The organism is Nostoc sp., from assembly GCF_036917455.1.
GTDB lineage: Bacteria > Cyanobacteriota > Cyanobacteriia > Cyanobacteriales > Nostocaceae > Nostoc.
The window spans coordinates 1-20,997 of record NZ_JBALDK010000115.1; the positions used below are offsets into that span (position 1 = coordinate 1).

Here is a 20,997-nt window from a genome sequence, read left to right on the forward strand (position 1 = left end):
TTAGTGACAGTAATCTGCTGTCAGGCTGGCTTAGTTATGTACGGGCTGATTACCGTGATTCACTAAGCAACGAATCGCACAATTTATTTCTTTGCTGACTCTGCTGGTAAAAAAGGCGGCGAATTTTATACTCCCCGTGGGGTGGTAAAGTTAATGGTGCGAATTGTTAACCCCCAAGAAAGGATGGAGGTTTATGACCCCTGCGTAGGTTCGGGGGGAATGTTAATTTTGTCCAAGCAGCACATAGAAGAACACGGTAGAAATTCCCGCAATTTGAGACTTTACGGCCAAGACAATAACGGGGGAGTTTGGGCTATCTGCAAGATGAATTTATTACTGCATGGCATCCCCAATGCTGTGCTTCAGAATGACGATACTTTGATGGTGCCCATTAAAGATGGGGGAGAATTAAAGCATTATGACCGAATATTGAGTAATCCGCCGTTTTCGCAAAACTACAGCCGGGGTAATAAAGATAACCCAATGGAGTTTACTGATCGATTCCGCGTTTTTTGCCCTACGAGTGGAAAAGCTGATTTAATGTTCGCCCAGCACATGCTAGCGGTGTTAAAGCAAGATGGGATTATGGCGACGGTAATGCCTCACGGGGTATTGTTTCGCGGTGGAGAAGAGAAGAAAATCCGCAAGTTATTTATTGAAGAAGATAATTTAGAAGCGGTGATTGGCTTACCACCACAATTATTTTATGGGACTGGGATTCCGGCGTGTATTTTGGTGATGCGTCCTACAGGTGCGAAACCAAAAGCGACTCAAGGTAAGGTGTTGTTTATCAACGCTGATGCCGAATTTCAGGTTGGACGCGCTCAAAATTCTTTGCGTCCTGAACATATAGAAAAAATTGTCTCGGCTTATGAAGATTTTACAACTAATGCCGATTATCCGGGGATTCCTGGTTATGCGGCGGTGGTGACTCAACAACAATTGGCTGACTACGAATATAACTGTAATATTCGCCGCTATGCTGATAATACCCCACCGCCAGAACCTCAAGATGTGCGATCGCATCTTTTGGGTGGTGTACCAAAGTCTGAGGTGGATGCAAAGCAAGAATTATTTACTAGCCACGGTTTTGACCCGATGACTTTGTTGCAACGGAGGGAAGGGTAAAGGTGGAAGAATATTTAGATTTTCAGCCGACGTTAACGGAACGCGCCCAAATTAAGCAGCGCATTGAAACTGATGCAGGGATTGTACACCAGGAGGAGGAACTGCGGCAAGTTACTCTCAATTGCTGGCAGGAACATCAACAGCGTTTAATTGATTTGCCTAAAAACAAGGAGTTGATGAAGCTGCGGACAGAATTTTTACAGACTTTTGAGGCGGCGGTGCGTCCCATTGGTTTGTTAGATAGGTTTAAGACTATGGGAGTTATTGCTAGCTGGTGGGAAGATGCTTATGAGGTTTCTGCCGATTTGAAACGTTTAGCAAATTTGGGTTTTAAAGGTTTGATTGATTCTTGGGTGGATACGATTCGGGATGCTTTGGAAGATACCGAAAGTAAGCAATCTGGTAATAAATTTGACCCTTTGAGTCACAAAATTGTCCCGGCGCTGGTTCCCCAGTATTTGCAACAGTTGGAAGATGCTGAGGCGGATGTGGCGACGTTGGAACAGGAAAAGGAAGCTTTTGAACAGGGCGAGGAAGTGGAAACCTCGGAAGATGGAGAAGCTGTTAATTTTGTCAAGCAATTAGAAGAACAATTGAAGGAATTGAAATATGCAATTAAGGATGGTCAAAAACGGCTGAAGGAATTGCTGGGAAGTGACCGCAAGAAGGAGTCGATTAAATATGAGAAAAAGAAGGGGTATGACACGACTGCTTTAGAAGAGGAATTGGCTAATCTGCAATCAATAGTGACACCAAAAGAGCAAGAAATTGCCGAGATTGAGGTGCAGTTGCAACCTTACAAGGAGATTTTGGAAAGGTTGAAGGAAGCACGTAAACTGGTGCGGGAGTTGAAGGGGTTGCTTGTAAAAGAGTTGGAAGCCGCGAGTGTAGCTTTAAGTGAAGAGAAAGCCCAAGGGTTGGTTTTGGATTTGTTTAAGGCGGATTTGTTGATGCAGTTGGAGAGATATATGAGTGAACACCGTCAGATGGTGATTGCTGCGGTAGAAAATTGGTGGGATAAGTATAAGGTGACGTTGGCGGAAATTGAGAAGGAAGAGGAGGAGGTTAATCAAAGGTTGAGTGAGTTGTTGAAAGGGTTGGGGTATGTTTGAAACTCCCGTGATTACTGAAGAGTTCAAGGACTCACCAATTGGTAAGATTCCAAAAGACTGGGATGTTGTTGAACTCGTCGAAGAAATTAATATAGTTCATGGCTATGCTTTCAAAGGAGAATATTTTTCTGAGACTCCTCCTGGTGAAGTACTTTTAGTACCCGGTAATTTCCATAGAGAAGGTGGACTTTACTTTGAACAAAACAATACAAAATACTATCAAGGGGCAATCCCTGAAAACACTGTATTAAGTAATGGTGATTTACTAATTGTTATGACGGATCTCTCTCCTAGAACTTTAATTTTAGGGAGAGTTGTACAACTGCGCTTACCATTCAAGGTTTTGCATAATCAACGAATTGGGAAAATTGTTCTCAGATTACCTGATTCTTGGAACAAGCGATTTTTAATGCTAGTGATGAATAGCAATAGAGTACGCCAAAACATCATTAGCACATCATCAGGCACTACGGTTAGACATACTTCTCCTGGGCGTATTACAGCTAATATGATTCCCAAGCCTGGACTTTATGACCAGGATGGAATAACTGAAATTCTTGACGCGATTGATAAAACGATCGCACTTACCAACACTCATATCACAAAACTTAAAAAAGCTAAAGCCGGACTGCTGCACAACCTCCTCACACGCGGTATTGACGATCACGGCGAACTGAGAGATTATACACGTAACCCTGAATTGTTTAAGCGATCGCCCTTGGGGATAATTCCGAAAGATTGGGATGTCGGGCCTCTTAGTTCAATAGCTAATCTTCAAGTGGGTTATGCTTTTAAAAGCCAGTGCTTCCAAGAAAATGAAGGTATAAGATTAATTAGAGGGGAAAATGTTGGCTATGGTCGCCCGGACTGGTCTGATACTAAAAGATTGCCTTGGGATATGTATCGCGGATACAAAGAGTATGAATTATCAGAGGGAAATATCATCATCGGAATGGACAGAACTTTTACAAAGTCAGGTTGTAAAATAAGCGTTTTAGATAGTGAGGATATTCCCTCTCTTCTGGTTCAACGAGTAGGACGTTTTATAGCTTATAGTTGCAATATTGACTTTTTGAAAGTATTGCTAATGTCAGAAACATATCAACTTTCTCTGCAACTGCAACAAAAAGGAATGGATATTCCTCATCTTTCTCAATCAGAAATTTTAGAACCAATAGTTCCAATTCCTTTACCTAAAGAGCAAATTAAAATTGCTCAAGTAGTAGCGACTCATGAGGCTCATCTCCAGTCAAAAAAAGTTTATCTCGAAAAACTCAAACTTTTAAAAAAAGGCTTAATGTCCGACCTATTAACCGGACGGGTGCGCGTCAAAATTTAACCCATAAAGGAGAAAAAGATGGGGTCGGGACTTGAATACACACATACAGAATTACCCACAATCGAACAACTCCAAAAAATGCGACAACTTCCCGGCGGTTTAGGCTGGGAATACATCGAAGCAAACCATTTAGCAGCAATCCCCGAACAACGGGACAATTACCACGAAGTTCTCCTACTTCCCCGACTCCAGCGCCAACTCCGACAAATCAACCTCGACCCCAACGGACAACCCTGGCTAGACGAACGCCGCATCAACCAAGCCATCAGCCAACTGCAAAACCTCGGCCCCGGTAAGCTGATGGAGAAAAACGAAACCCTGACAAAACTTCTCCTCACAGGCGTGAAAGTCGAAGGACTCACAGGTAAACAAACCACCATCAACCTGATAGACTTCGACCACCCGGAACGTAACGACTTTCTCGCCATCAGCCAATTCCGCATCGACCCACCGGGAGTAAAAGGCCCCAAAGGTCACTATCGCCCCGATATCATTTTGTTTGTCAACGGTATCCCCCTCGTCGTCATCGAATGCAAAGCCCCAGGTGCAGATATGCTCAAATCTGGGATTCAAGACTTGCTACTTTACTCCAACCAACGCAACAGCTTACAACCCGAAGGAATTGAGCGTCTATTTCACTACAATCAACTGATGATTTCCTGCACCTCCGGGCGGGCTGTGGTGGGTACGGTGGGGAGTCAACCCAAGCATTATCTCGAATGGAAAGATACCAGCCCTTTCGATTCCAGCCTCATAGCTCAGGTTTTAGACATCACAAACCCTACCCTTCCCGAAGAGGAATTAATCTCAAGTGCATCTAATTACTTATTACCAGAATCTTCCCCTATTAACGAAGACGAGACTTTAGCAGCAGTCAAAAGTGGCGAAAAGTTAGAAGATTTAATTGACTTATCCAAACTTAACCGCCGCCAGCAACTCATCGCCGGAATGCTTCACCCCGCCAGCTTGCTGGACATCCTGCGCCACTACATTCTCTTCACAACCAAACACAACCGCCGCATCAAAATAGTCCCACGCTATCAACAATTGCGAGGCGTATCCAAAGCCATTGACCGCTTAATACACGGTAAAACCAAAATAGAACACGGTAGCCAAGACCAGCGCGGTGGTATTATCTGGCATTACCAAGGCTCAGGTAAAAGCTTGGATATGGTGTTTATCCTCCGCAAACTGCGGACAATTCCCCAACTTCAACAGTTTAAAGCGGTTATCGTTACCGATCGCACAGATTTAGAAGAACAACTCCAACAAACAGCAACCCTTTCTGGTCAAACTTTGCAAGTAGCCCAAAACATCAAAGACTTAGCGAACAAACTGCGACAAACAGGGCCGGGTATTGTTTTTGGGATGGTTCAGAAATTTAACAAAATTAATGAGGCGAAACAATACGCTGATATTGAAGAGTTAAACAATGCTCTCAATCCCTCCGAAGGGATTTTACTATTAATCGATGAAGCTCACCGTTCCCACAGCAACACCCTCCACGCTTACCTTTCCAAAGCTTTACCCAACTGCGCCAAAATTGGTTTTACAGGGACTCCTATCATCTCAGCAAAGAAAAAGAAAACAAAAGACATCTTTGCCCATGACGAAAATCCCTATATTGATATTTACAGTATCCGCGATTCCCAAAAAGATAATGTCACCGTTCCTATTTTCTACGAAGGTCTGGAAACAATGGGAGCAGTCAAAGGAGCCACTACTCTAGACCAACTTTTTGAGGTGCTATTTCAAGACTATACTCCAGAAGAACGGGCAGCGATTAAATCCAAATACGCCGGAAAAAAGAACGTCCTCAACGCTAAAGAACTGATGAAGGACAAGGCTAGACATATCTTACGCCACTATGTCACGCGCATCATGCAGGGTAAATTTAAAGCTCAGGTAGCAGCAAGCGATCGCCAAGCTTGTGTTTTGTACCAGCAATATCTTACCGCAGCCAAAGACGAACTTATTCAAGAATTAGAGTCAAATGCCGTTATTTTGCAAAGTCTGAAATTAGAATCCGCACCCGCCGAATACCGCATCCTCGTACAAGCTTATCCTTATCTAGATACCATCAAGCGCCTGGAATTTGCGGCGATTATCTCCGCCAACAGCAAACAAGACCCCCAAGCCTGGAAACAATGGACTGATGAAAACAACCACACCACCTACAAAAACCGCTTCTGGAAAAACTTAGATGAAGACGGTTTAGCTTTTTTAATTGTGAATAATAAATTGCTGGTGGGCTTCGACGCACCTTTAGAACAAGTGTTATATGTAGACCGCAGCTTAGTAGAACATGATTTATTACAAGCGATCGCTCGTACTAACCGCACTGCCGAAGGTAAAGACTACGGTTTAATTGTAGACTATTACGGTATCGATATCGCCGCCGCGATGAGTATCTACGACCAAGAAGATGTGGATGGCGCTTGGTTTGATATCCAAGAAGAATTACCCAAATTAGACGAAGCCCACCGCCGGGTAATCAACTTTTGGCAAGAACGCAACTTAAATATTGACGATGACAAAGAAGCTTGTGTAAATATCCTAAATCATGACGAGCGATCTCGCGCGGAATTCTACCAACTGCTGCGAGAGTTTCTGCAAGCAATGGATGCCTTTTTACCCCGTCCCCAAGCTTTACGCTACCTCAAAGATGCGAAAAAATTGGGAGAATTAAAGAAATTAGTCGATGATATTTTCCGAGATGAACACCCAGAAGACGCTAAAGAAAAAGTTCAAGCGCTAATAGACCAACATATCCAATCTCAGGGTATTAACATCAAAGTCTCACCAGTAAATATTTTAGACCTTGACTTTGAGCAACGGGTACAACAAAGGCGTTCCGTGCAAACTCGTGCGGCTGAAATGGAACACGCCATCCGTTACCACATCCGCACCCATCTAGACGATGACCCAGTTTATTATCGCAACCTCAGCAATAAACTAGAAGATATTTTACAACGTTTTGGTACAAATTGGAATGCGATCGCAACAGAATTTTTAAACCTAGCGCAAAAAGTCCGAACTGAACAAACCGAAGTTAGCGAAAATCAACCATCAGCCCGAATTCGCCCCTTCTTCAATGCTCTCATAGATGCACTAGACTTACCAACACCGGAAATTTCCACCCAACTCCAAACCTTTAGCACCGAACTGGTAGACTATATCTACAACCAAAGTTATGTAATCGGCTTCTGGAACGATTTGGTAGCCAGAGAAAACCTCTGCAAGAATATCTGGCTGAAATTAGAAGATTTAAATGTCTTCCCAGATAGTAAACTGGATGGTTTAGCAGATCAAATCACCCAATTAGCCGAGCGACACGATGCAAATCGAGGGCGATGAAAACCATTAATGTTGGAGAACTCTCCTTTGAACTGCGCGAAAGCCCCCGTCGTCGCACAGTTGAAATTACTATCGAACGCGACGGTCAACTAATCATAACAACACCACCTCAAGTCCCAGTAGAAAAACTAGGACAAATTATCGAACAACGCCGCTTCTGGATTTACAGCAAACTGCTGAAAAAATCAGCGATAAAACAGCCAACTGAACAAAAAACTTATTTACCTGGCGAAGGCTTCCACTATTTAGGACGCAGCTATCGCCTGAAATTAGTAGACAGCGCAAACAACCCACTTAGACTTTACCAAGGACGCTTTGAACTTTTGCGATCGCATCAAGAGCAAGGTCGAGATTTATTTATTCAGTGGTATCGCGGTCATATTCAAGAGCATTTAGAATCAATTACTACATCTATCGCTAACAGAATCGGCGCAAAACCTACTTCTATCCAAGTGCGCGAACTCGGTAATCGTTGGGGTTCATGTAACCCAAAAGGTGATATTTATTTCCACTGGCGTGTTGCTTTGCTTCCTAATGCGATGATTGAATATGTCGTAGTTCATGAAATGGTTCACTTGGTTCAACCCAACCACAATAGAGATTTTTGGGACAGGGTAGAGCGAATCTTACCTGACTGCGTGGAAAGAAAAGATTGGTTAGCAAAAAACGGCGCAATTTTTAGCTTATAAATTGCGATGAGGGGTAGTAGTCTGTCAAGGAAAATCATTTCCCGATGGCTGGCTTATTGTTGCGGTGGATTCTGCTTGTTTTGTCGCTCCTCAACTGCCTTACTCACAAGCCGCACAACAAGATTACTGATGGGACGGTCTTCTTCCTCAGCCCATTTCACCAAAGCCTCGTGGATATCTTTGGGGAAATATATGGAAGTTTGTACGCGATCGCTCTGACTCATCAACACTACAAAGATTTGTTGCCAGTTCATCATACTCCCGTAACCTTGGAACAAGGCTCAATAATGTTTAACAATGTGTGGCAATGTTTTTATGGTAGATTGAAACCATTACTGAACAAGTGCGACAATGCCGAGGTTTTTGGATGGCGATCGGGTCAAGTGGCGATCGTTATCTGGCGAAGACGAATAAGTAGTTAGTTCTACATTACACAAACAAAAAATTATTGATTTGGTGGAGATGTTGTCACCATGAGTAGCGATCGTAAGAAGAAATCCACGATTCCAGTCCATAGAACCATACGATGTCATCTAGATGCTAGTGAAGATATACTTCGCCAAGTATGGGAAGAAATGACTCAAAAAAATACTCCTCTGATTCTTCAATTGTTAAAGAGTGTAAGCGAACAACCAGAATTTGAAGCTAATAAAGAAAAGGGAGAAATAACTAAGAAAGAAATCGTAGAATTACGTAAAGCTTTGACAAAAAATCCTGAATTTGAAGAACAATCAGGCCGCCTTCGCTCATCAGCAGAGTCTTTTGTAAAAGAGGTTTATTCTTCATGGCTTACTTTATACCAGAAACGAAAAAGGCAAAAAGAGGGTAAAGAATACTTTCTCAAAAATATACTCAAAAGTGATGTTGAACTTATAGATGAAAGTAACTGTGATTTAGAGACAATACGTTCTAAAGCGCAAGAATTACTTAGTCAACCAGAAGAATTTATAAAAAGACTTACTATTAATGATGAGGATGTAAAGCCAACCAAATCAGCTAGAAAAAGAGTTAACAAAAATATTAATAATAAAAGTACCGATGCAGAACAAAGGAAAGATTCTAGTTCTACAAATAATGTAGATAAAAATAAGTTAGAAACATTAACTAATATTTTATATGAAATTCATAAACAAACACAGGATATTTTAACGCGGTGTGCAGTAGCTTATCTGATAAAAAATCATAATAAAATTAGTAATTTAGAGGAAGATATTCAAAAACTAAAAAAGCGTCGTAATGAGAAAATAGTGCAGATAAAACGTCTAGAGAAACAAATTCAAGATAATCGATTACCTAGTGGTAGAGATATAACAGGAGAAAGATATAGTGAAGCATTTGGCAACTTAATGAATCAAGTACCTAAAAATAATCAAGAGTGGGAAGATTGGATAGCTAATTTAGCGAAAAAAATATCACAGTTACCATATCCTATAGATTATTTATATGGAGACTTAACTTGGTATAAAAATGACGCAGGCAATATTTATATTTACTTCAATGGTTGGAGTGAATATCACTTTAAAATTTGTTGTAATAAACGCCAACGTCATTTTTTTGAACGCTTTCTAGAAGACTACAAAGCTTTTAAAGTAAGCCAGAAAGGTGAAGAAAAACTTTCGGGAAGTTTAATTACACTACGTTCTGCACAGTTGCTATGGCAACAAGGTGAAGGCAAGGGTGAGCCGTGGAAAGTTCATAAATTAGCTATACATTGTACCTATGATGCTCGTTTATGGACAGCAGAGGGTACTGAAGAAGTGAGAAAAGAAAAGACTGACAAGGCACAAAAACGAGTAAGTAAAGCAGAAGAAAATAAAAAGTTAGAGAACAATCAACAAATACAATTGAATAAAGATAAATCTTCATTATCTCGACTTAATAATTCATTCAATCGTCCTGGTAAACTAATTTATCAAGGTCAATCTAATATAATTGTTGGTATCAGTTTTCATCCTATTGAGTTAGCGACGGTTGTCATAGTTGATACAAATACTAAAAAAGTACTTGCCTGTAATACAGTCAAACAGTTGCTAGGCAATGCTTTTCACCTGTTAAGCCGCAGACGACGACAACAAGTGCATTTTCGGAAAGAGAGAGAACAAGCTCAGAAAAAAGATTCACCGTGTAATATTGGAGAATCACAACTAGGAGAATACGTTGATAAATTATTAGCGAAGAAAATAGTAGAACTCGCCAGGCAATATCAGGCAGGTTGCATTGTATTACCTAGATTAAAAGACATCAGGGAAATTCGTGCCAGTGCAATTCAAGCGAAAGCTGAGACTAAAATTCCAGGTGATGTAAATGCTCAAAAATTATACGTAAAAGAATATAACCGTCAAATACATAATTGGAGTTATAACAGACTCCAAGAATTCATAAAGTCGAAAGCTGCTGAGTTAAAAATTAGTATTGAATTTAGTATCCAACCCCATTATGGTACGCTGGAAGAACAAGCGAGAGATTTAGCATTTTACGCTTACCAATGCCGGATTAATACTTTTGGTAGATAAAATTTATACCCGAAGAATGTAGTCTTAGGGAAATTAAATCGGTGCCGTTATACATGCTCTTTTGAGCCTTAACTGTATGATGCTACAGTATTAACCCCCTTGTGTAGATACTGTGGAATGGGTTAGTTTAACGCTTGGAAAAGCGTATTCTTTCTGACCCTGGTAGCTGCCAACTCTACCTGTGCGATCATCTAAGCGTTTGTTAGTGGTAATTGCTTGGGTAAGGTAATACTGCTGTTAGATGAGAAAGTACTCGCACCGAGACGCATGGGAAGTATAAGGTGTTAGGGTTCCAAACAACCCAGAACCTTTGCTCTTGACATCAAACTATTTTAGCTTGGTGTTAGGTGCCAGAGCGGCCTGTACTACTAAAATCTTAGATTTTGGTTTTACGAGGAGTGTCATTACCTCTTACTTTACAACAAAGTAAGGGTACGGGTATACCGTCACGGTGGCTACCGAACTACCACCCCCTAATTTTTATTTTTGGCAGCTCAAAGCGGGGGCAAAATCCCTGGGGTGCTGCCAAATGCTCAAAACTCCTGTCTGCACTGGGTATTACTATTTTAGTCATGAAGAAAATTTTATTCATTGACTGTAGAAAATAGGAATTAAAGAAGGCTTGTCAATTTTGCCTTCAGAAGCCCTTGTTGGCAAGAGTTTTCACGGGTGCGGTTTCCAAAGCCCTCTCGTTAGGTGGTGGGTTGAAAGAATTCTACAAAGCTCAAAAAGCCGATCGGCAGGTTTGTTTCCAAAGCCCTCTCGTTAGGTGGTGGGTTGAAAGCGATCTGGGATGATTTGCAACGCCGCGATTTTACAGGTTTCCAAAGCCCTCTCGTTAGGTGGTGGGTTGAAAGGCATATATGCAAGGTTGGCGGTGGGGGGAGTCTAAGTTTCCAAAGCCCTCTCGTTAGGTGGTGGGTTGAAAGATAGTCCTCTGACAAGAACTCCGGATCTAATTCAAAGTGTTTCCAAAGCCCTCTCGTTAGGTGGTGGGTTGAAAGTCCCCAGACAGACTTGCTACGATTTGTACAATTCTTGTTTCCAAAGCCCTCTTGTTAGGTGGTGGGTTGAAAGTTGCTCATCTACCTCAAATACAATCACACTCCCTCCTGTTTCCAAAGCCCTCTCGTTAGGTGGTGGGTTGAAACTTTTGATCGCCGAAGTGGTCGCTTTGCCTATATAATTTTGTATTAGGGTGGTTTGAAAGGAGTGCTGCGATCGCACGTAATACGCAGCTATTTTATAGTAGTAATGCCTCTGCTTGAGTGAAAACAAGAAAAGAAGAGGTAGTATATTTTTGTAATTAGACTGTAAATAAAGCGCTTTAAAGCTACTCTTGTAATTCAAGACCCTTGGGCTTGCTGTAATCTATTAAATTAGAAAACATATATTTGTCCGAGTTTTACAGGCTGATTTTGGACAATAATTCTTTAAAACTGGTTTCAACTCTGGACAATAATTCTTTAAAACTGATTTGATTGCTGAAAGCCAGGGAAATACGTAACTTATGTCCCTGAATTCTGTAAAATTGGACAATAATTCTTTAAAACTGACAATAATTATTTAATGGACAAATGGAGAATAACGGATTCGAACCGATGGCCTCTGCGGTGCGATCGCAGCACTCTACCAACTGAGCTAATTCCCCTTAATTAGTACAAGTCAAGAGTAATATTACTCATTAACTCAACACACTATCACCATATAGTATTCTAACATTCAGTTGCCGATGGCTGAGGCTCTTTTTGGGAATAAACTTTTTGCACCCGTTCTAGTTCCAAATCACTGAGATAATCAACAGTCCAGTTACAGCAGCGCTGGAGCATGTGAAATGGGTAAGTATTGGCTACACCTACAACTTGCATTTGCGATCGCTTCGCTGCTGCAATCCCTGCTGGAGTATCTTCAATGGCCAGACACTCGTATGGTTGAAGGTTTAATTCAGGATATTCTTTATTTAGGCGTTTTACAGCCAGTAAATAACCATCAGGTTCTGGTTTACTGGTGGTGATGTCATCACCCGCGACGATAATTTTGAAATGTTGGGCTAGTTTGGCGCGATGGAGTACCAATTCTATTTCTTTGCGAATCGCGCCACTAACTAATCCTAATTTCAGATTCCGCGATCGCACCTGAAATATTAAGTCTTCAACACCTGGATATAAAGGCAGTTTCTCTATTTTCTCTAATTCCACCACATAGGCTTCTGCTTTGCGGTACAACAACTGAGTTAAATAGTTTTCATCGCCTACTCTACCACGATTAGCGAGTAGTTGCCCAAAACAAGCGCGATCGCTGCGTCCAAGAGAAGCTTGACGCTCGCTCACTTTTTGGGGTTGGAGATTTTCTTCAACGAGAATATCATCTATCAGTTGCAGGTGAATTGCCTCATCGTTAATGATGACACCATTGAAATCAAAGAGAACTGCCTTTAAACTCATGCCATTATGCCAAATGCTGGAGATCCAAGTCCCTCCAAATCATTATTATCTATTGATGTGGGAGTATAACGACGGACATTTTCAGTTGCTATTGGTTTAACGCCGCTAGTTACCTGATTTATCCACCATACATCCTGCGATCGCACAGCTTCAAACCCGGCCGCACCCATATTCGCCTCTATACTACCAGCAGCATACTCACGAATATATGGCTCCTCAAAAACATCATTAAGCCATTCTAGCTGCCGGAGAGTCTTCTGATTCCCATCTAGAATTAGGATTTGCCCTCCAGTTACTAACAACCAAAAGCTTTCCTGCAAAATTGCTAGGGACACCTCATTTGGTGTTTCGTGGAATAGCAAAGAAGCTGTCACTAAGTCAAATGAAGCATCCCTCAAACCAGTTTTTTCCGCATTTCCGTGTCGCCAGGCTATCTCTAAACCAGCATTTCTAGCTTTATCTTCTGCCCTTACCAGCATATAAGGTGATAAATCCAAACCAATAACTTCCGCTTCGGGAAAAGCCCGTTTTAAGATTAGAGTAGTGGAACCTGTGCCACAACCTAAGTCAAGTATGCGTCGTGGTTTTACCTTGACAGCATCAACTAAAGCCTGACGGACAATAGTTTCATTCGGTGGCACAACATATTGGGTAATCGGATCGTAAGTAACTGCTGCACCGTAAGTCAGATATCCGCCTGCGATGCCGTGGAAATTTTGACTGCTGTAGTACGAGGGAATTATCACATCATCTCGTTGGAAGCGATCGCACTCTTTCTCCCAGTTAATACTATCAGCGTAACGCCGTAATCCATCTTCATCAATCAAAAGACGCACTACAGGGGATAAAAAACGTTCCCAGATTGTATCTTGACGCACTGCCATATTGTGTCAGAACTTTAAGGGGTTATTTAAGCAGAGGAATTTTCTTTACAAATTTTAATACATTTGGCAAGCATCTGCTTTCTCTCTGTGGTATTGGCTTGACGTTTGCAACCTAGCTGATTACATTTGTAGTATAAATGTGTTACTCTCTAAAAGTAGTTCTTCAGCTTCACGAAAACTGAGCGAACTAAATTAAAGACAATACAACATTTAAATTGCTACAACTAAATAGTAGTATGTCAAGTTTAATTTGATGGGTAAGCAAGTTCGTAGTAAGCACTAAAATCCTTACTACCAAGCTTGAAAAAGTACTAGATAAATTATTAGTGCCATAAGCCCAATCTAAAATTTAAAATCCAAAATACAAAAAAATATGCCCTACGAAAAGTTAGAAATTACCACGCCAGCACCCGTTTTATCTTGGGCAAATCACTCATTGGGCCCAGAAGAAACCAATATGGCAAAAAATGTTGCATCGCTACCATTTGTGTTTAAGCACGTGGCATTGATGCCAGATGTTCACTTAGGAAAAGGTGCTTTAGTGGGTTCTGTAATTGCGACGAAAGAGGCAATTATTCCTGCTGCTGTCGGAGTGGATATTGGTTGTGGAATGAGCGCTATCAAAACATCATTTACCGCCGAACAACTAGAAGGTAAACTGAAGAAAATCCGCCTGGATATTGAGGCAGCAATTCCGACTGGATTCAACGAAAACAAAGACGTTGAAAAATCTGTCAGTAACTGGCAACATTGGGATGATTTTAAGGACTTGCATCGTGGCGTGCAAGACCTGCAAATTAAAGCAATGAAACAGATGGGTTCTCTCGGTGGAGGAAACCATTTTATTGAAGTGTGCCTCGATACAGAGAATCAAGTTTGGCTGATGCTGCATTCTGGTTCGCGTAACATTGGCAATAAACTCGCCCAGTGTCATATTCACACAGCTAGAGAATTAGCAAAAATGGCAGGTAATAAATTGCCTGACCCAGATTTAGCTCACTTCATCGCTGGTACGCCAGAATTCCAAGCATATTGGCATGATTTGCAATGGTCGCAAAACTATGCGCGTGTTAACCGCGATGTGATGATGGCGCGTTTTAAGCACATAGTTGAAAAACATCTGGTAGGTGGGAAGGCAACTAAACCTTTATTGCAGGTTAATTGTCATCACAATTACGCCGAGAAAGAAGTGCATTTTGGCGAGGATGTATACGTTACTCGTAAGGGTGCAGTCCGCGCCCAGACCGAAGATTATGGAATTATTCCTGGTTCTATGGGGGCAAAGTCTTTCATCGTTAAGGGTAAAGGTAATGCCCACAGCTTCTGTTCTTGCTCCCACGGTGCAGGGCGTTTGATGTCTAGAAATAAGGCTAAAAATGTTTACACACTTGATGATTTAATAGAGCAAACAAATGGTGTAGAATGCCGCAAAGATGAGGGCGTGTTAGATGAAATTCCCGGCGCTTATAAGCCTATAGAACAAGTGATGGAAAATCAAGCTGATTTGGTTGAAGTTGTAGCAACACTTAAGCAAGTTCTTTGTGTGAAGGGCTAAATTTCTGTAGAGTGGGCATTGCCCACTTTTTGAATTTTTAAATATATAGGAATCCGATTTTATTTATGACAATATATGTAGTGTTAGCGACAGCGTAACGCATCAAACCCATTATAATAGTGCGTTATGCTGACGCTAACACACCCTACTAGCGTGGCAAGCTTAGGGACTTCCAAATAAAAAATATTCCAAATTTTCTTGTGGGATGGGCATCTTGCCCGTCCAAATATTGGGGACGGGCAAGATGCCCATCCACAAATGGATAATTTATTTCTTGGAAAACCCTTAAATCTGCTGTATTATCATAATTTACCAGTCCAACGAAAACTCATAAATCTCTAATGGCAAATTATCAGGGTCTTTAAAGAAAGTGAATTTCTTACCTGTAATTTCGTCAATTCTGATATTTTCTGTTTCTACACCTTGTGAGTTTAAGTAAAAAACAGTTTCATTGATATCATCAACTTTAAAAGCAAGATGTCTTAAACCACAAGCTTCTGGCTTACTAGACCGTTCTGGAGGATTTGGGAAAGAGAATAGCTCTATTTGAGCATTTTCTCCAACTTGTAAATCTAATTTATAAGAATTTCTCTCAGCGCGAAAAGTCTCTTGAATAATAGAAAGACCTAAAACTTCTACATAAAACTTTTTGGAGCGATTGTAGTCAGAACAAATAATGGCTACATGATGAATGCCAGTGGTTTTCATTTGTACTTCTCAAACTAGTGATAATTTATCTTCAGCAGTTTTACTAGAGTTTTGCTAGTTTTTGCAAGACAAGAACAGTGGAGGGAATAACAATATCGCTGAATTTTTACTATGGCTGTAAAACAGTTTTTGATACAATCCTAGTTTTCTTCAGGTCTGCTTCGGAAAGTTCTTCACCAGCTTGTAGGCGGGTGGCAGAAGTTTGTAACACTGTGGCTGCACCTTTATCTCCGATTTGTAAAGCGGTTTTAGCAGCTGTTTGCAGCATCGTGGCTGCACCGGTGCGATCGCCTTGTTGTAATTTCGCCTCGGCTAACTGGGTTTGGCGATACTTTGCTAATGCTAAAATAGACTGCTGTACATGGGGATTAGATGCTGGTTTATACGTTTGCACTACATCTGCATACACTGGCACAAGGGGCGAAAGTAAGCGTTCTTGGTTAACCATCGGGTCATCATAACGGATTTGCACATGCCCGATCGCTTGTTTACCCTCTGGCAATTGTCCCAGATAAATATTAGCCAAAACTACCCGTTCTACATCCTGCATCAAATCTCCCAAACGGACAGCAAAGCTACCATCCGCTTCTCGTTCGACTGGTAACTCGATTGTGTCTGGGGCGACTTGGGCAATGGGTTTCAATTCTGCTAATCGGACATTGGGCACTAGAGATAACAGCAAATAGGCATTAGTTAGCCCAATAGACTGAATTCGCCCAAATAGTCGGCTAAATTGCTCCATAGCTTGTTCGGGACGTTCAATATGGGCTAAAGTCCCACCACCGACATCGGCAATTTTTTCTAGCAAATCCTGATTCCAGCTATTGCCAAATCCGAAAGTGTTGATAGTTAGGTTCAGCTTTGCAGCCTTTTGCGCCAGTTTGAGACAACGCTTGTTGTCATCTCGCCCAATATCCCACTTCCAAATTCGCAAACCGCTTTCACCATGACCATCTGTGAGCAGAAATGCCTGAGAAACAGTACCTCTTGTGCCCTTCATCAGTTCTGTAATTCCCAGTTCCAAACCATCAGCGATGACTGTACCGCCGCTAGCACTGAGTTTGCTTTTAATTTGAGATTTGATGCTTTCGGGGTCTTCGATCGCTTGGTTGGGGATAATGACTTCCGCAGTACCGGAAAAAGCCACAACTGAGATGCGATCGCCAACTTTTAACCGATCTATTAATCCTTCCACTGCCTGAATCACCGTTTTAATCGGTTGTCCATGCATAGAACCGCTTCTATCGAGAATTAGGCAGAGGTTAAGGGGCAGATTTTGGTCAAACTCGCCAGCAATCGCAAAAATCGTTATTCCTAGTTGACGTTGGCTATTTGTTTGAGCCAGATCAACATTATTGTCATTTAACGCCGAGAGCAATTTAACTTTCATTGAGGAGGGGTATCTTGCAAAACTGTTTTGGAGACAATTCTGGTTTTCTTGCGATCGCTTTCAGATAAATCTCCACCAGATTGTAGCTGGGTGGCAGAAGTTTGCAATACCGTCGCTGCCCCAGTATCTCCCATTTGCAGGGCAGTTTTAGCAGCCGTTTGTAGCATTGTCGCTGCGCCAGAGCGATCGCCCTGTTGCAATTTCGTTTCGGCTAGCTGGGTTTGGCGATACTTAGCTAATGCCAAAATCGACTGCTGCACCTGGGGATTCGGATCTGCTTGGTAGTTTTTCACAACATGGGCATAAACGGCGATATTTGGTGTAACTAAACCTACCTTATTGGCGGCTGGATCGTCGTAGCGGACTTGCACATTAGCGATCGCTTGTTCACCTGCTGGTAATTGTCCCAAATAAATATTAGCTAAGATTACCCGTTCTGCATCTTTCATTAAATCTCCCAACCGCACAGTGAAGCGTCCATCAGCTTCTTGTTGCAGTGGTAATTCAATTGTGTCTGGGGAAACTTGGGCAACAGGTTTGAGTTCGGCTAATCTGACATTGGGCATTAGGGAGAATAACAGATAAGCATTAGTCAATCCCACTGTTTGAATGCGACTGAACAGGCGATTAAACTCATCTACTGCCTCTTCAGGTTTTTGAATGTAAGATAAAGTACCCAAACCAGCATCAGCAATTTTTTCTAAAACATCTTGGTTCCAGTTGTCACCAAATCCCAGAGTGTTCAAAGTCAAGTTATAGCTAGCAGCTAATTGAGCGAATTTCAAACAGCGATTGTTATCACCATGTTCATTTTCACCATCAGTTAATAAGAAGGCTTGGGAAACAGTATCTTTTTTTCCTTTTGCCAACTCCTCAATCCCCAAGCGCAATCCTTCATCAATAGCAGTTCCACCATCGGCGGCTAGACGGTTAATTTGATTTTTTATTTTTTCTGAATTTTCGACACTTTGACTAGGTACTAAGACTTTGGCACGATGATCGAAAACTACAACACTGAGGCGATCGCTAGGATTAAGTCTATCCACCAAACGATTTGCTGCTTTTTTGACCGTTTCTAGCGATCGCCCGTTCATCGAACCACTATGATCCAGAATCAAGCATAAATTTAGGGGCACATGGCGGTCTTGAGTCTCTGCGATCGCTGAAATCGAAATTCCCAACTGACGTTGACTATTCAGTTGATTCGCGTCCAAATTACCATCATTCAAGGCAGGCTGCAAATTAACCTTCATAACTCAAAGTCCCTATTCAGGATATACATATTAATAAATAACTTCAAAACACTACTTTAGCTCTACGGAAAACTTATCCAATATAATAATCAGAATATCTTACAAGCCAAGCATTGGCAGATGCGAAGCTACCTCAAGCATTAGGGAGAAATCCGCACCTTGAGGGAAGCGTGCATCGCGCTAGGATGTATTACAGTTAACGGCATAGTTTCAGGCGATCAGTTGCTATGGACATTTCCCCAATCAAGGCTGTTCAAGCCCCATATTACGGCGATAGCTCTTACCGGACACCACCGCCAGATTTACCTTCCCTCTTATTGAAGGAGCGAATAGTCTATATTGGGATGCCACTGGTGCCTGCTGTCACGGAATTAATCGTGGCCGAGTTGCTATTTTTGCAGTCCGACGACCCAGAAAAGCCCATTAAAATCTATATCAACTCCACCGGCACATCCGGTTACAGTGGCGAACCCATTGGCTTTGAAACCGAAGCCTTCGCCATCTACGACACACTCAAATATATCAAGCCTCCTGTCCACACCATCTGCGTCGGTTCCGCAATGGGTATGGCAGCCATGCTTCTCAGTGCTGGTACAAAAGGTTGCCGCGCTAGTTTGCCTCACTCTTCGATTATCCTGCATCAGCCCAAGAGCTACGCCCAAGGTCAAGCAACGGATATTCAAATTCGGGCAAGGGAAGTTTTGGTAAATAAAGGGGCATTAGTTGACATCTTACATCGCACCACCGGACAGCCTCCAGAAAAAATTATCAAAGACATGGATCGGCTGTTATATCTAACACCCTATGAAGCGAAAGAATACGGGCTAATTGACCGAGTTTTTGAGAAAGAAGAACTTGCAAATCCCCCACTTCCAGCCAGTATCCTTTAATTTGTCCTTTGTCATTCGTCCTTTGTTAATAACCAAAAATTATTAATGACTAATGACTAATGACTAATGACCAATGACTAATGACTAATTAAGAACGGAGAAATATTATGCCTATAGGCGTTCCTAAAGTCCCTTACCGGATGCCCGGAGGACAATATACAGATTGGATTAGCATCTACGATCGCCTTTACCGAGAACGGATTATATTCTTGGGGCGAGATATTGATGATGAAATTGCCAATCAAATAATTGCTGTAATGCTATATCTGGACTCCGACGATCCAGGTAAAGATATTTATTTATACATCAATTCTCCTGGTGGAATGGTTACATCTGGCATGGCGATTTTTGACACCATGCAACATATCAAATCAGATGTAGTGACTATTTGCGTCGGTTTAGCTGCTTCAATGGGGTCTTTCTTGTTGGCTGCTGGCACTAAGGGTAAACGGCTAGCATTACCTCATTCACGGATTATGATTCACCAACCTTCAGGTGGAACCCGTGGACAAGCAACGGATATCGAAATTGAAGCTAGAGAGATTCTGCGGATTCGTCACCAGCTTAATGGCATTTATGCCGATAAAACCGGTCAGACCATAGCAAAAATTGAAAAAGATATGGATCGTGACTTTTTCATGTCTGCTGAAGAAGCTAAAGAATACGGTTTAATTGACCGTGTGATTGAAGAACGAACCTCTATAGTCGCAGGGGAGTAGGAGAAGCAGGGGGCAGGGGGTAGGGGGCAGAATTAATAACTCAATTCCCCTTTCCCGTTGCCCATTGCCCATTCCCCAAACAAACTGTCAACATTGAACTTTAAAATAGAACATTAGCCATTATCATTAATAATCCAGGCTTAAAGCTGATACTGACAGATAATAGCCGATAGCTAAATATTCGATAGCTCATAGCTCAAGATGGATCTCGGAGATTGCTACCGTTTGCTAGGTTTAAGATCGGGAGCTTCTTTTGCTGACATCAAAGCGTCTTACCGACGACTGGCGCAGCAATATCATCCCGATATCAACCCAGATGACAACAAAGCCAAAGATAAGTTTATTGCCTTGACAGAGGCTTACAAACTCCTGCTAACGGTAGTATTGCCAGAAGAAACTACTGTACATTCAAATCAGGTGTCAACATCTGGTGGGCGTGATGGTGTTAAGGTAACGCAGCGACAGAAAACACCAGTCACAACGGTGACAAGCCAAGAAGTAGGGAAGTCAAAGCCGCCGAATCTGTTGGAAATAGAAGAACGGCTGAAATGGAAGACTTATGAGCAATTGCAGAGATTTTTGCAAGAAAGACGATTTCCGCAAGCGATCGCATTGGCAGAAGCTTTAGCAGATCGTTTGTCAACAGATGCAGAAGTTCGCCAATGGCAAGCGATCGCTTATCAAATTTGGGGACGGGCATTAATTTCCGAAAACCAACTGCTCAAAGCCAGAATTTATCTTAAAAAAGCATTGAAAACAGACCCCCATAATAAAAGTCTTTGGTATGAAGTGCAGCGCGATTTCCAACGCTTAGAACAAATTTTTTAAAGATTTAATTAAGGCAGGAGGAAAGCTGCCCTGGGAGCAACGCGAAAAAGTGAGATCCTCGTGAAAAGAGCAGGGGAGGCAGGGGAGGCAGGGGAGGCAGGGGGAGCAGGGGGAGTGAAGAGAAAACTTTAGTATTTTTTACGACCTTTATAGCTATAAATACACTTGTTTCTTTCTCTTCCCCTGCC

Annotated in this window: 17 protein-coding genes, 1 tRNA gene and 1 CRISPR repeat array; of the genes, 11 read left to right on the forward strand and 7 right to left on the reverse strand. The window is 41.9% G+C overall.

The window, feature by feature from the left end:
* The first annotated feature begins 81 nt into the window (after window positions 1–81).
* From V7K42_RS12385 to V7K42_RS12405, 5 genes are read left to right on the forward strand one after another with little or no spacing between them, the layout of a single operon-like run.
* The gene (locus V7K42_RS12385) at window positions 82–1,128 is read left to right on the forward strand and encodes an HsdM family class I SAM-dependent methyltransferase (protein ID WP_334916563.1); all 1,047 of its coding nucleotides are present in this window, start codon (window positions 82–84) and stop codon (window positions 1,126–1,128) included.
* A gap of 2 nt (window positions 1,129–1,130) precedes the next feature.
* Window positions 1,131–2,240 carry a hypothetical protein gene (locus tag V7K42_RS12390; RefSeq protein ID WP_334916535.1) on the forward strand — a complete coding sequence of 370 codons (1,110 nt, stop codon included), beginning with the start codon at window positions 1,131–1,133 and terminating at the stop codon, window positions 2,238–2,240.
* Entirely contained in the window at window positions 2,233–3,579 is a 1,347-nt protein-coding gene (locus V7K42_RS12395; protein WP_334916537.1) for a restriction endonuclease subunit S, read from the forward strand. The genes V7K42_RS12390 and V7K42_RS12395 overlap by 8 nt, the downstream gene beginning before the upstream one ends.
* A gap of 18 nt (window positions 3,580–3,597) precedes the next feature.
* Window positions 3,598–6,936, forward strand: coding sequence for a type I restriction endonuclease subunit R (locus tag V7K42_RS12400; protein ID WP_334916539.1), 3,339 nt, complete (start codon window positions 3,598–3,600; stop codon window positions 6,934–6,936).
* Window positions 6,933–7,625 (forward strand): M48 family metallopeptidase, encoded by a 693-nt coding sequence (locus V7K42_RS12405; RefSeq protein WP_334916541.1) that lies wholly within the window; start codon window positions 6,933–6,935, stop codon window positions 7,623–7,625. Before V7K42_RS12400 ends, V7K42_RS12405 begins: the two co-directional genes overlap by 4 nt.
* A gap of 53 nt (window positions 7,626–7,678) precedes the next feature.
* On the opposite strand, the gene V7K42_RS12410 is transcribed toward V7K42_RS12405, so the two are convergent.
* Window positions 7,679–7,882, reverse strand: coding sequence for a ribbon-helix-helix domain-containing protein (locus V7K42_RS12410; protein ID WP_334916543.1), 204 nt, complete (start codon window positions 7,880–7,882; stop codon window positions 7,679–7,681).
* A 30-nt stretch (window positions 7,883–7,912) separates the two neighbouring features.
* Here V7K42_RS12410 and V7K42_RS12415 point away from each other — a divergent pair, with 30 nt between their 5' ends.
* Together V7K42_RS12415 and cas12k are read left to right on the forward strand one after the other, a co-directional pair.
* Window positions 7,913–8,047, forward strand: a complete 135-nt coding sequence (locus V7K42_RS12415) for a hypothetical protein (protein ID WP_334916545.1) — start codon at window positions 7,913–7,915, stop codon at window positions 8,045–8,047.
* Window positions 8,048–8,098: 51 nt separating this feature from the next.
* Window positions 8,099–10,138: a type V CRISPR-associated protein Cas12k gene (gene cas12k, locus V7K42_RS12420; RefSeq protein ID WP_334916547.1), complete on the forward strand. Its 2,040-nt coding sequence runs from the start codon at window positions 8,099–8,101 to the stop codon at window positions 10,136–10,138.
* Window positions 10,139–10,812: 674 nt separating this feature from the next.
* Window positions 10,813–11,289: a CRISPR direct-repeat array (repeat unit 37 nt; unit sequence GTTTCCAAAGCCCTCTCGTTAGGTGGTGGGTTGAAAG).
* A gap of 427 nt (window positions 11,290–11,716) precedes the next feature.
* On the opposite strand, the gene V7K42_RS12425 is transcribed toward cas12k, so the two are convergent.
* The 3 genes from V7K42_RS12425 to V7K42_RS12435 form a co-directional block, all read right to left on the reverse strand.
* Window positions 11,717–11,789: transfer RNA gene (locus V7K42_RS12425), tRNA-Ala, on the reverse strand.
* 64 nt (window positions 11,790–11,853) lie between these two features.
* Window positions 11,854–12,582 (reverse strand): HAD family hydrolase, encoded by a 729-nt coding sequence (locus V7K42_RS12430; RefSeq protein ID WP_334916549.1) that lies wholly within the window; start codon window positions 12,580–12,582, stop codon window positions 11,854–11,856.
* Window positions 12,579–13,466, reverse strand: a complete 888-nt coding sequence (locus V7K42_RS12435) for a class I SAM-dependent methyltransferase (protein ID WP_334916551.1) — start codon at window positions 13,464–13,466, stop codon at window positions 12,579–12,581. Before V7K42_RS12435 ends, V7K42_RS12430 begins: the two co-directional genes overlap by 4 nt.
* 373 nt (window positions 13,467–13,839) lie before the next feature.
* On the opposite strand from V7K42_RS12435, the gene V7K42_RS12440 reads away from it, so the two are divergent.
* A complete protein-coding gene (locus V7K42_RS12440; protein WP_334916553.1) occupies window positions 13,840–15,021 on the forward strand; it encodes an RtcB family protein in 1,182 nt (393 codons plus the stop codon).
* A gap of 309 nt (window positions 15,022–15,330) precedes the next feature.
* On the opposite strand, the gene gloA2 is transcribed toward V7K42_RS12440, so the two are convergent.
* From gloA2 to V7K42_RS12455, 3 genes are all read right to left on the reverse strand, one after another.
* Window positions 15,331–15,729, reverse strand: coding sequence for an SMU1112c/YaeR family gloxylase I-like metalloprotein (gloA2, locus tag V7K42_RS12445; protein WP_334916554.1), 399 nt, complete (start codon window positions 15,727–15,729; stop codon window positions 15,331–15,333).
* 109 nt (window positions 15,730–15,838) lie between these two features.
* Window positions 15,839–17,119 (reverse strand): vWA domain-containing protein, encoded by a 1,281-nt coding sequence (locus V7K42_RS12450; RefSeq protein ID WP_334916556.1) that lies wholly within the window; start codon window positions 17,117–17,119, stop codon window positions 15,839–15,841.
* Complete coding sequence (locus V7K42_RS12455; protein WP_334916558.1) at window positions 17,116–18,372, reverse strand: vWA domain-containing protein; 1,257 nt, start codon at window positions 18,370–18,372, stop codon at window positions 17,116–17,118. Before V7K42_RS12455 ends, V7K42_RS12450 begins: the two co-directional genes overlap by 4 nt.
* 227 nt (window positions 18,373–18,599) lie before the next feature.
* Here V7K42_RS12455 and V7K42_RS12460 point away from each other — a divergent pair, with 227 nt between their 5' ends.
* From V7K42_RS12460 to V7K42_RS12470, 3 genes are all read left to right on the forward strand, one after another.
* Window positions 18,600–19,262, forward strand: coding sequence for an ATP-dependent Clp protease proteolytic subunit (locus tag V7K42_RS12460; RefSeq protein WP_334916560.1), 663 nt, complete (start codon window positions 18,600–18,602; stop codon window positions 19,260–19,262).
* Window positions 19,263–19,369: 107 nt separating this feature from the next.
* Window positions 19,370–19,981 carry an ATP-dependent Clp protease proteolytic subunit gene (locus V7K42_RS12465; protein ID WP_012407740.1) on the forward strand — a complete coding sequence of 204 codons (612 nt, stop codon included), beginning with the start codon at window positions 19,370–19,372 and terminating at the stop codon, window positions 19,979–19,981.
* A 201-nt stretch (window positions 19,982–20,182) separates the two neighbouring features.
* The gene (locus V7K42_RS12470) at window positions 20,183–20,809 is read left to right on the forward strand and encodes a J domain-containing protein (protein WP_334916562.1); all 627 of its coding nucleotides are present in this window, start codon (window positions 20,183–20,185) and stop codon (window positions 20,807–20,809) included.
* Window positions 20,810–20,997 lie beyond the last annotated feature (188 nt).

Excerpts from the sequence above, each read along its gene's own strand:
- V7K42_RS12455 (WP_334916558.1), bottom strand. The coding sequence starts at position 18,372 with ATGAAGGTTAATTTGCAGCCTGCCTTGAATGATGGTAATTTGGACGCG.
- V7K42_RS12405 (WP_334916541.1), top strand. The coding sequence starts at position 6,933 with ATGAAAACCATTAATGTTGGAGAACTCTCCTTTGAACTGCGCGAAAGC.
- V7K42_RS12460 (WP_334916560.1), top strand. The coding sequence starts at position 18,600 with ATGGACATTTCCCCAATCAAGGCTGTTCAAGCCCCATATTACGGCGAT.
- gloA2 (WP_334916554.1), bottom strand. The coding sequence starts at position 15,729 with ATGAAAACCACTGGCATTCATCATGTAGCCATTATTTGTTCTGACTAC.
- V7K42_RS12450 (WP_334916556.1), bottom strand. The coding sequence starts at position 17,119 with ATGAAAGTTAAATTGCTCTCGGCGTTAAATGACAATAATGTTGATCTG.
- cas12k (WP_334916547.1), top strand. The coding sequence starts at position 8,099 with ATGAGTAGCGATCGTAAGAAGAAATCCACGATTCCAGTCCATAGAACC.
- V7K42_RS12430 (WP_334916549.1), bottom strand. The coding sequence starts at position 12,582 with ATGAGTTTAAAGGCAGTTCTCTTTGATTTCAATGGTGTCATCATTAAC.
- V7K42_RS12465 (WP_012407740.1), top strand. The coding sequence starts at position 19,370 with ATGCCTATAGGCGTTCCTAAAGTCCCTTACCGGATGCCCGGAGGACAA.
- V7K42_RS12435 (WP_334916551.1), bottom strand. The coding sequence starts at position 13,466 with ATGGCAGTGCGTCAAGATACAATCTGGGAACGTTTTTTATCCCCTGTA.
- V7K42_RS12400 (WP_334916539.1), top strand. The coding sequence starts at position 3,598 with ATGGGGTCGGGACTTGAATACACACATACAGAATTACCCACAATCGAA.
- V7K42_RS12395 (WP_334916537.1), top strand. The coding sequence starts at position 2,233 with ATGTTTGAAACTCCCGTGATTACTGAAGAGTTCAAGGACTCACCAATT.
- V7K42_RS12440 (WP_334916553.1), top strand. The coding sequence starts at position 13,840 with ATGCCCTACGAAAAGTTAGAAATTACCACGCCAGCACCCGTTTTATCT.
- V7K42_RS12415 (WP_334916545.1), top strand. The coding sequence starts at position 7,913 with ATGTTTAACAATGTGTGGCAATGTTTTTATGGTAGATTGAAACCATTA.
- V7K42_RS12410 (WP_334916543.1), bottom strand. The coding sequence starts at position 7,882 with ATGATGAACTGGCAACAAATCTTTGTAGTGTTGATGAGTCAGAGCGAT.
- V7K42_RS12470 (WP_334916562.1), top strand. The coding sequence starts at position 20,183 with ATGGATCTCGGAGATTGCTACCGTTTGCTAGGTTTAAGATCGGGAGCT.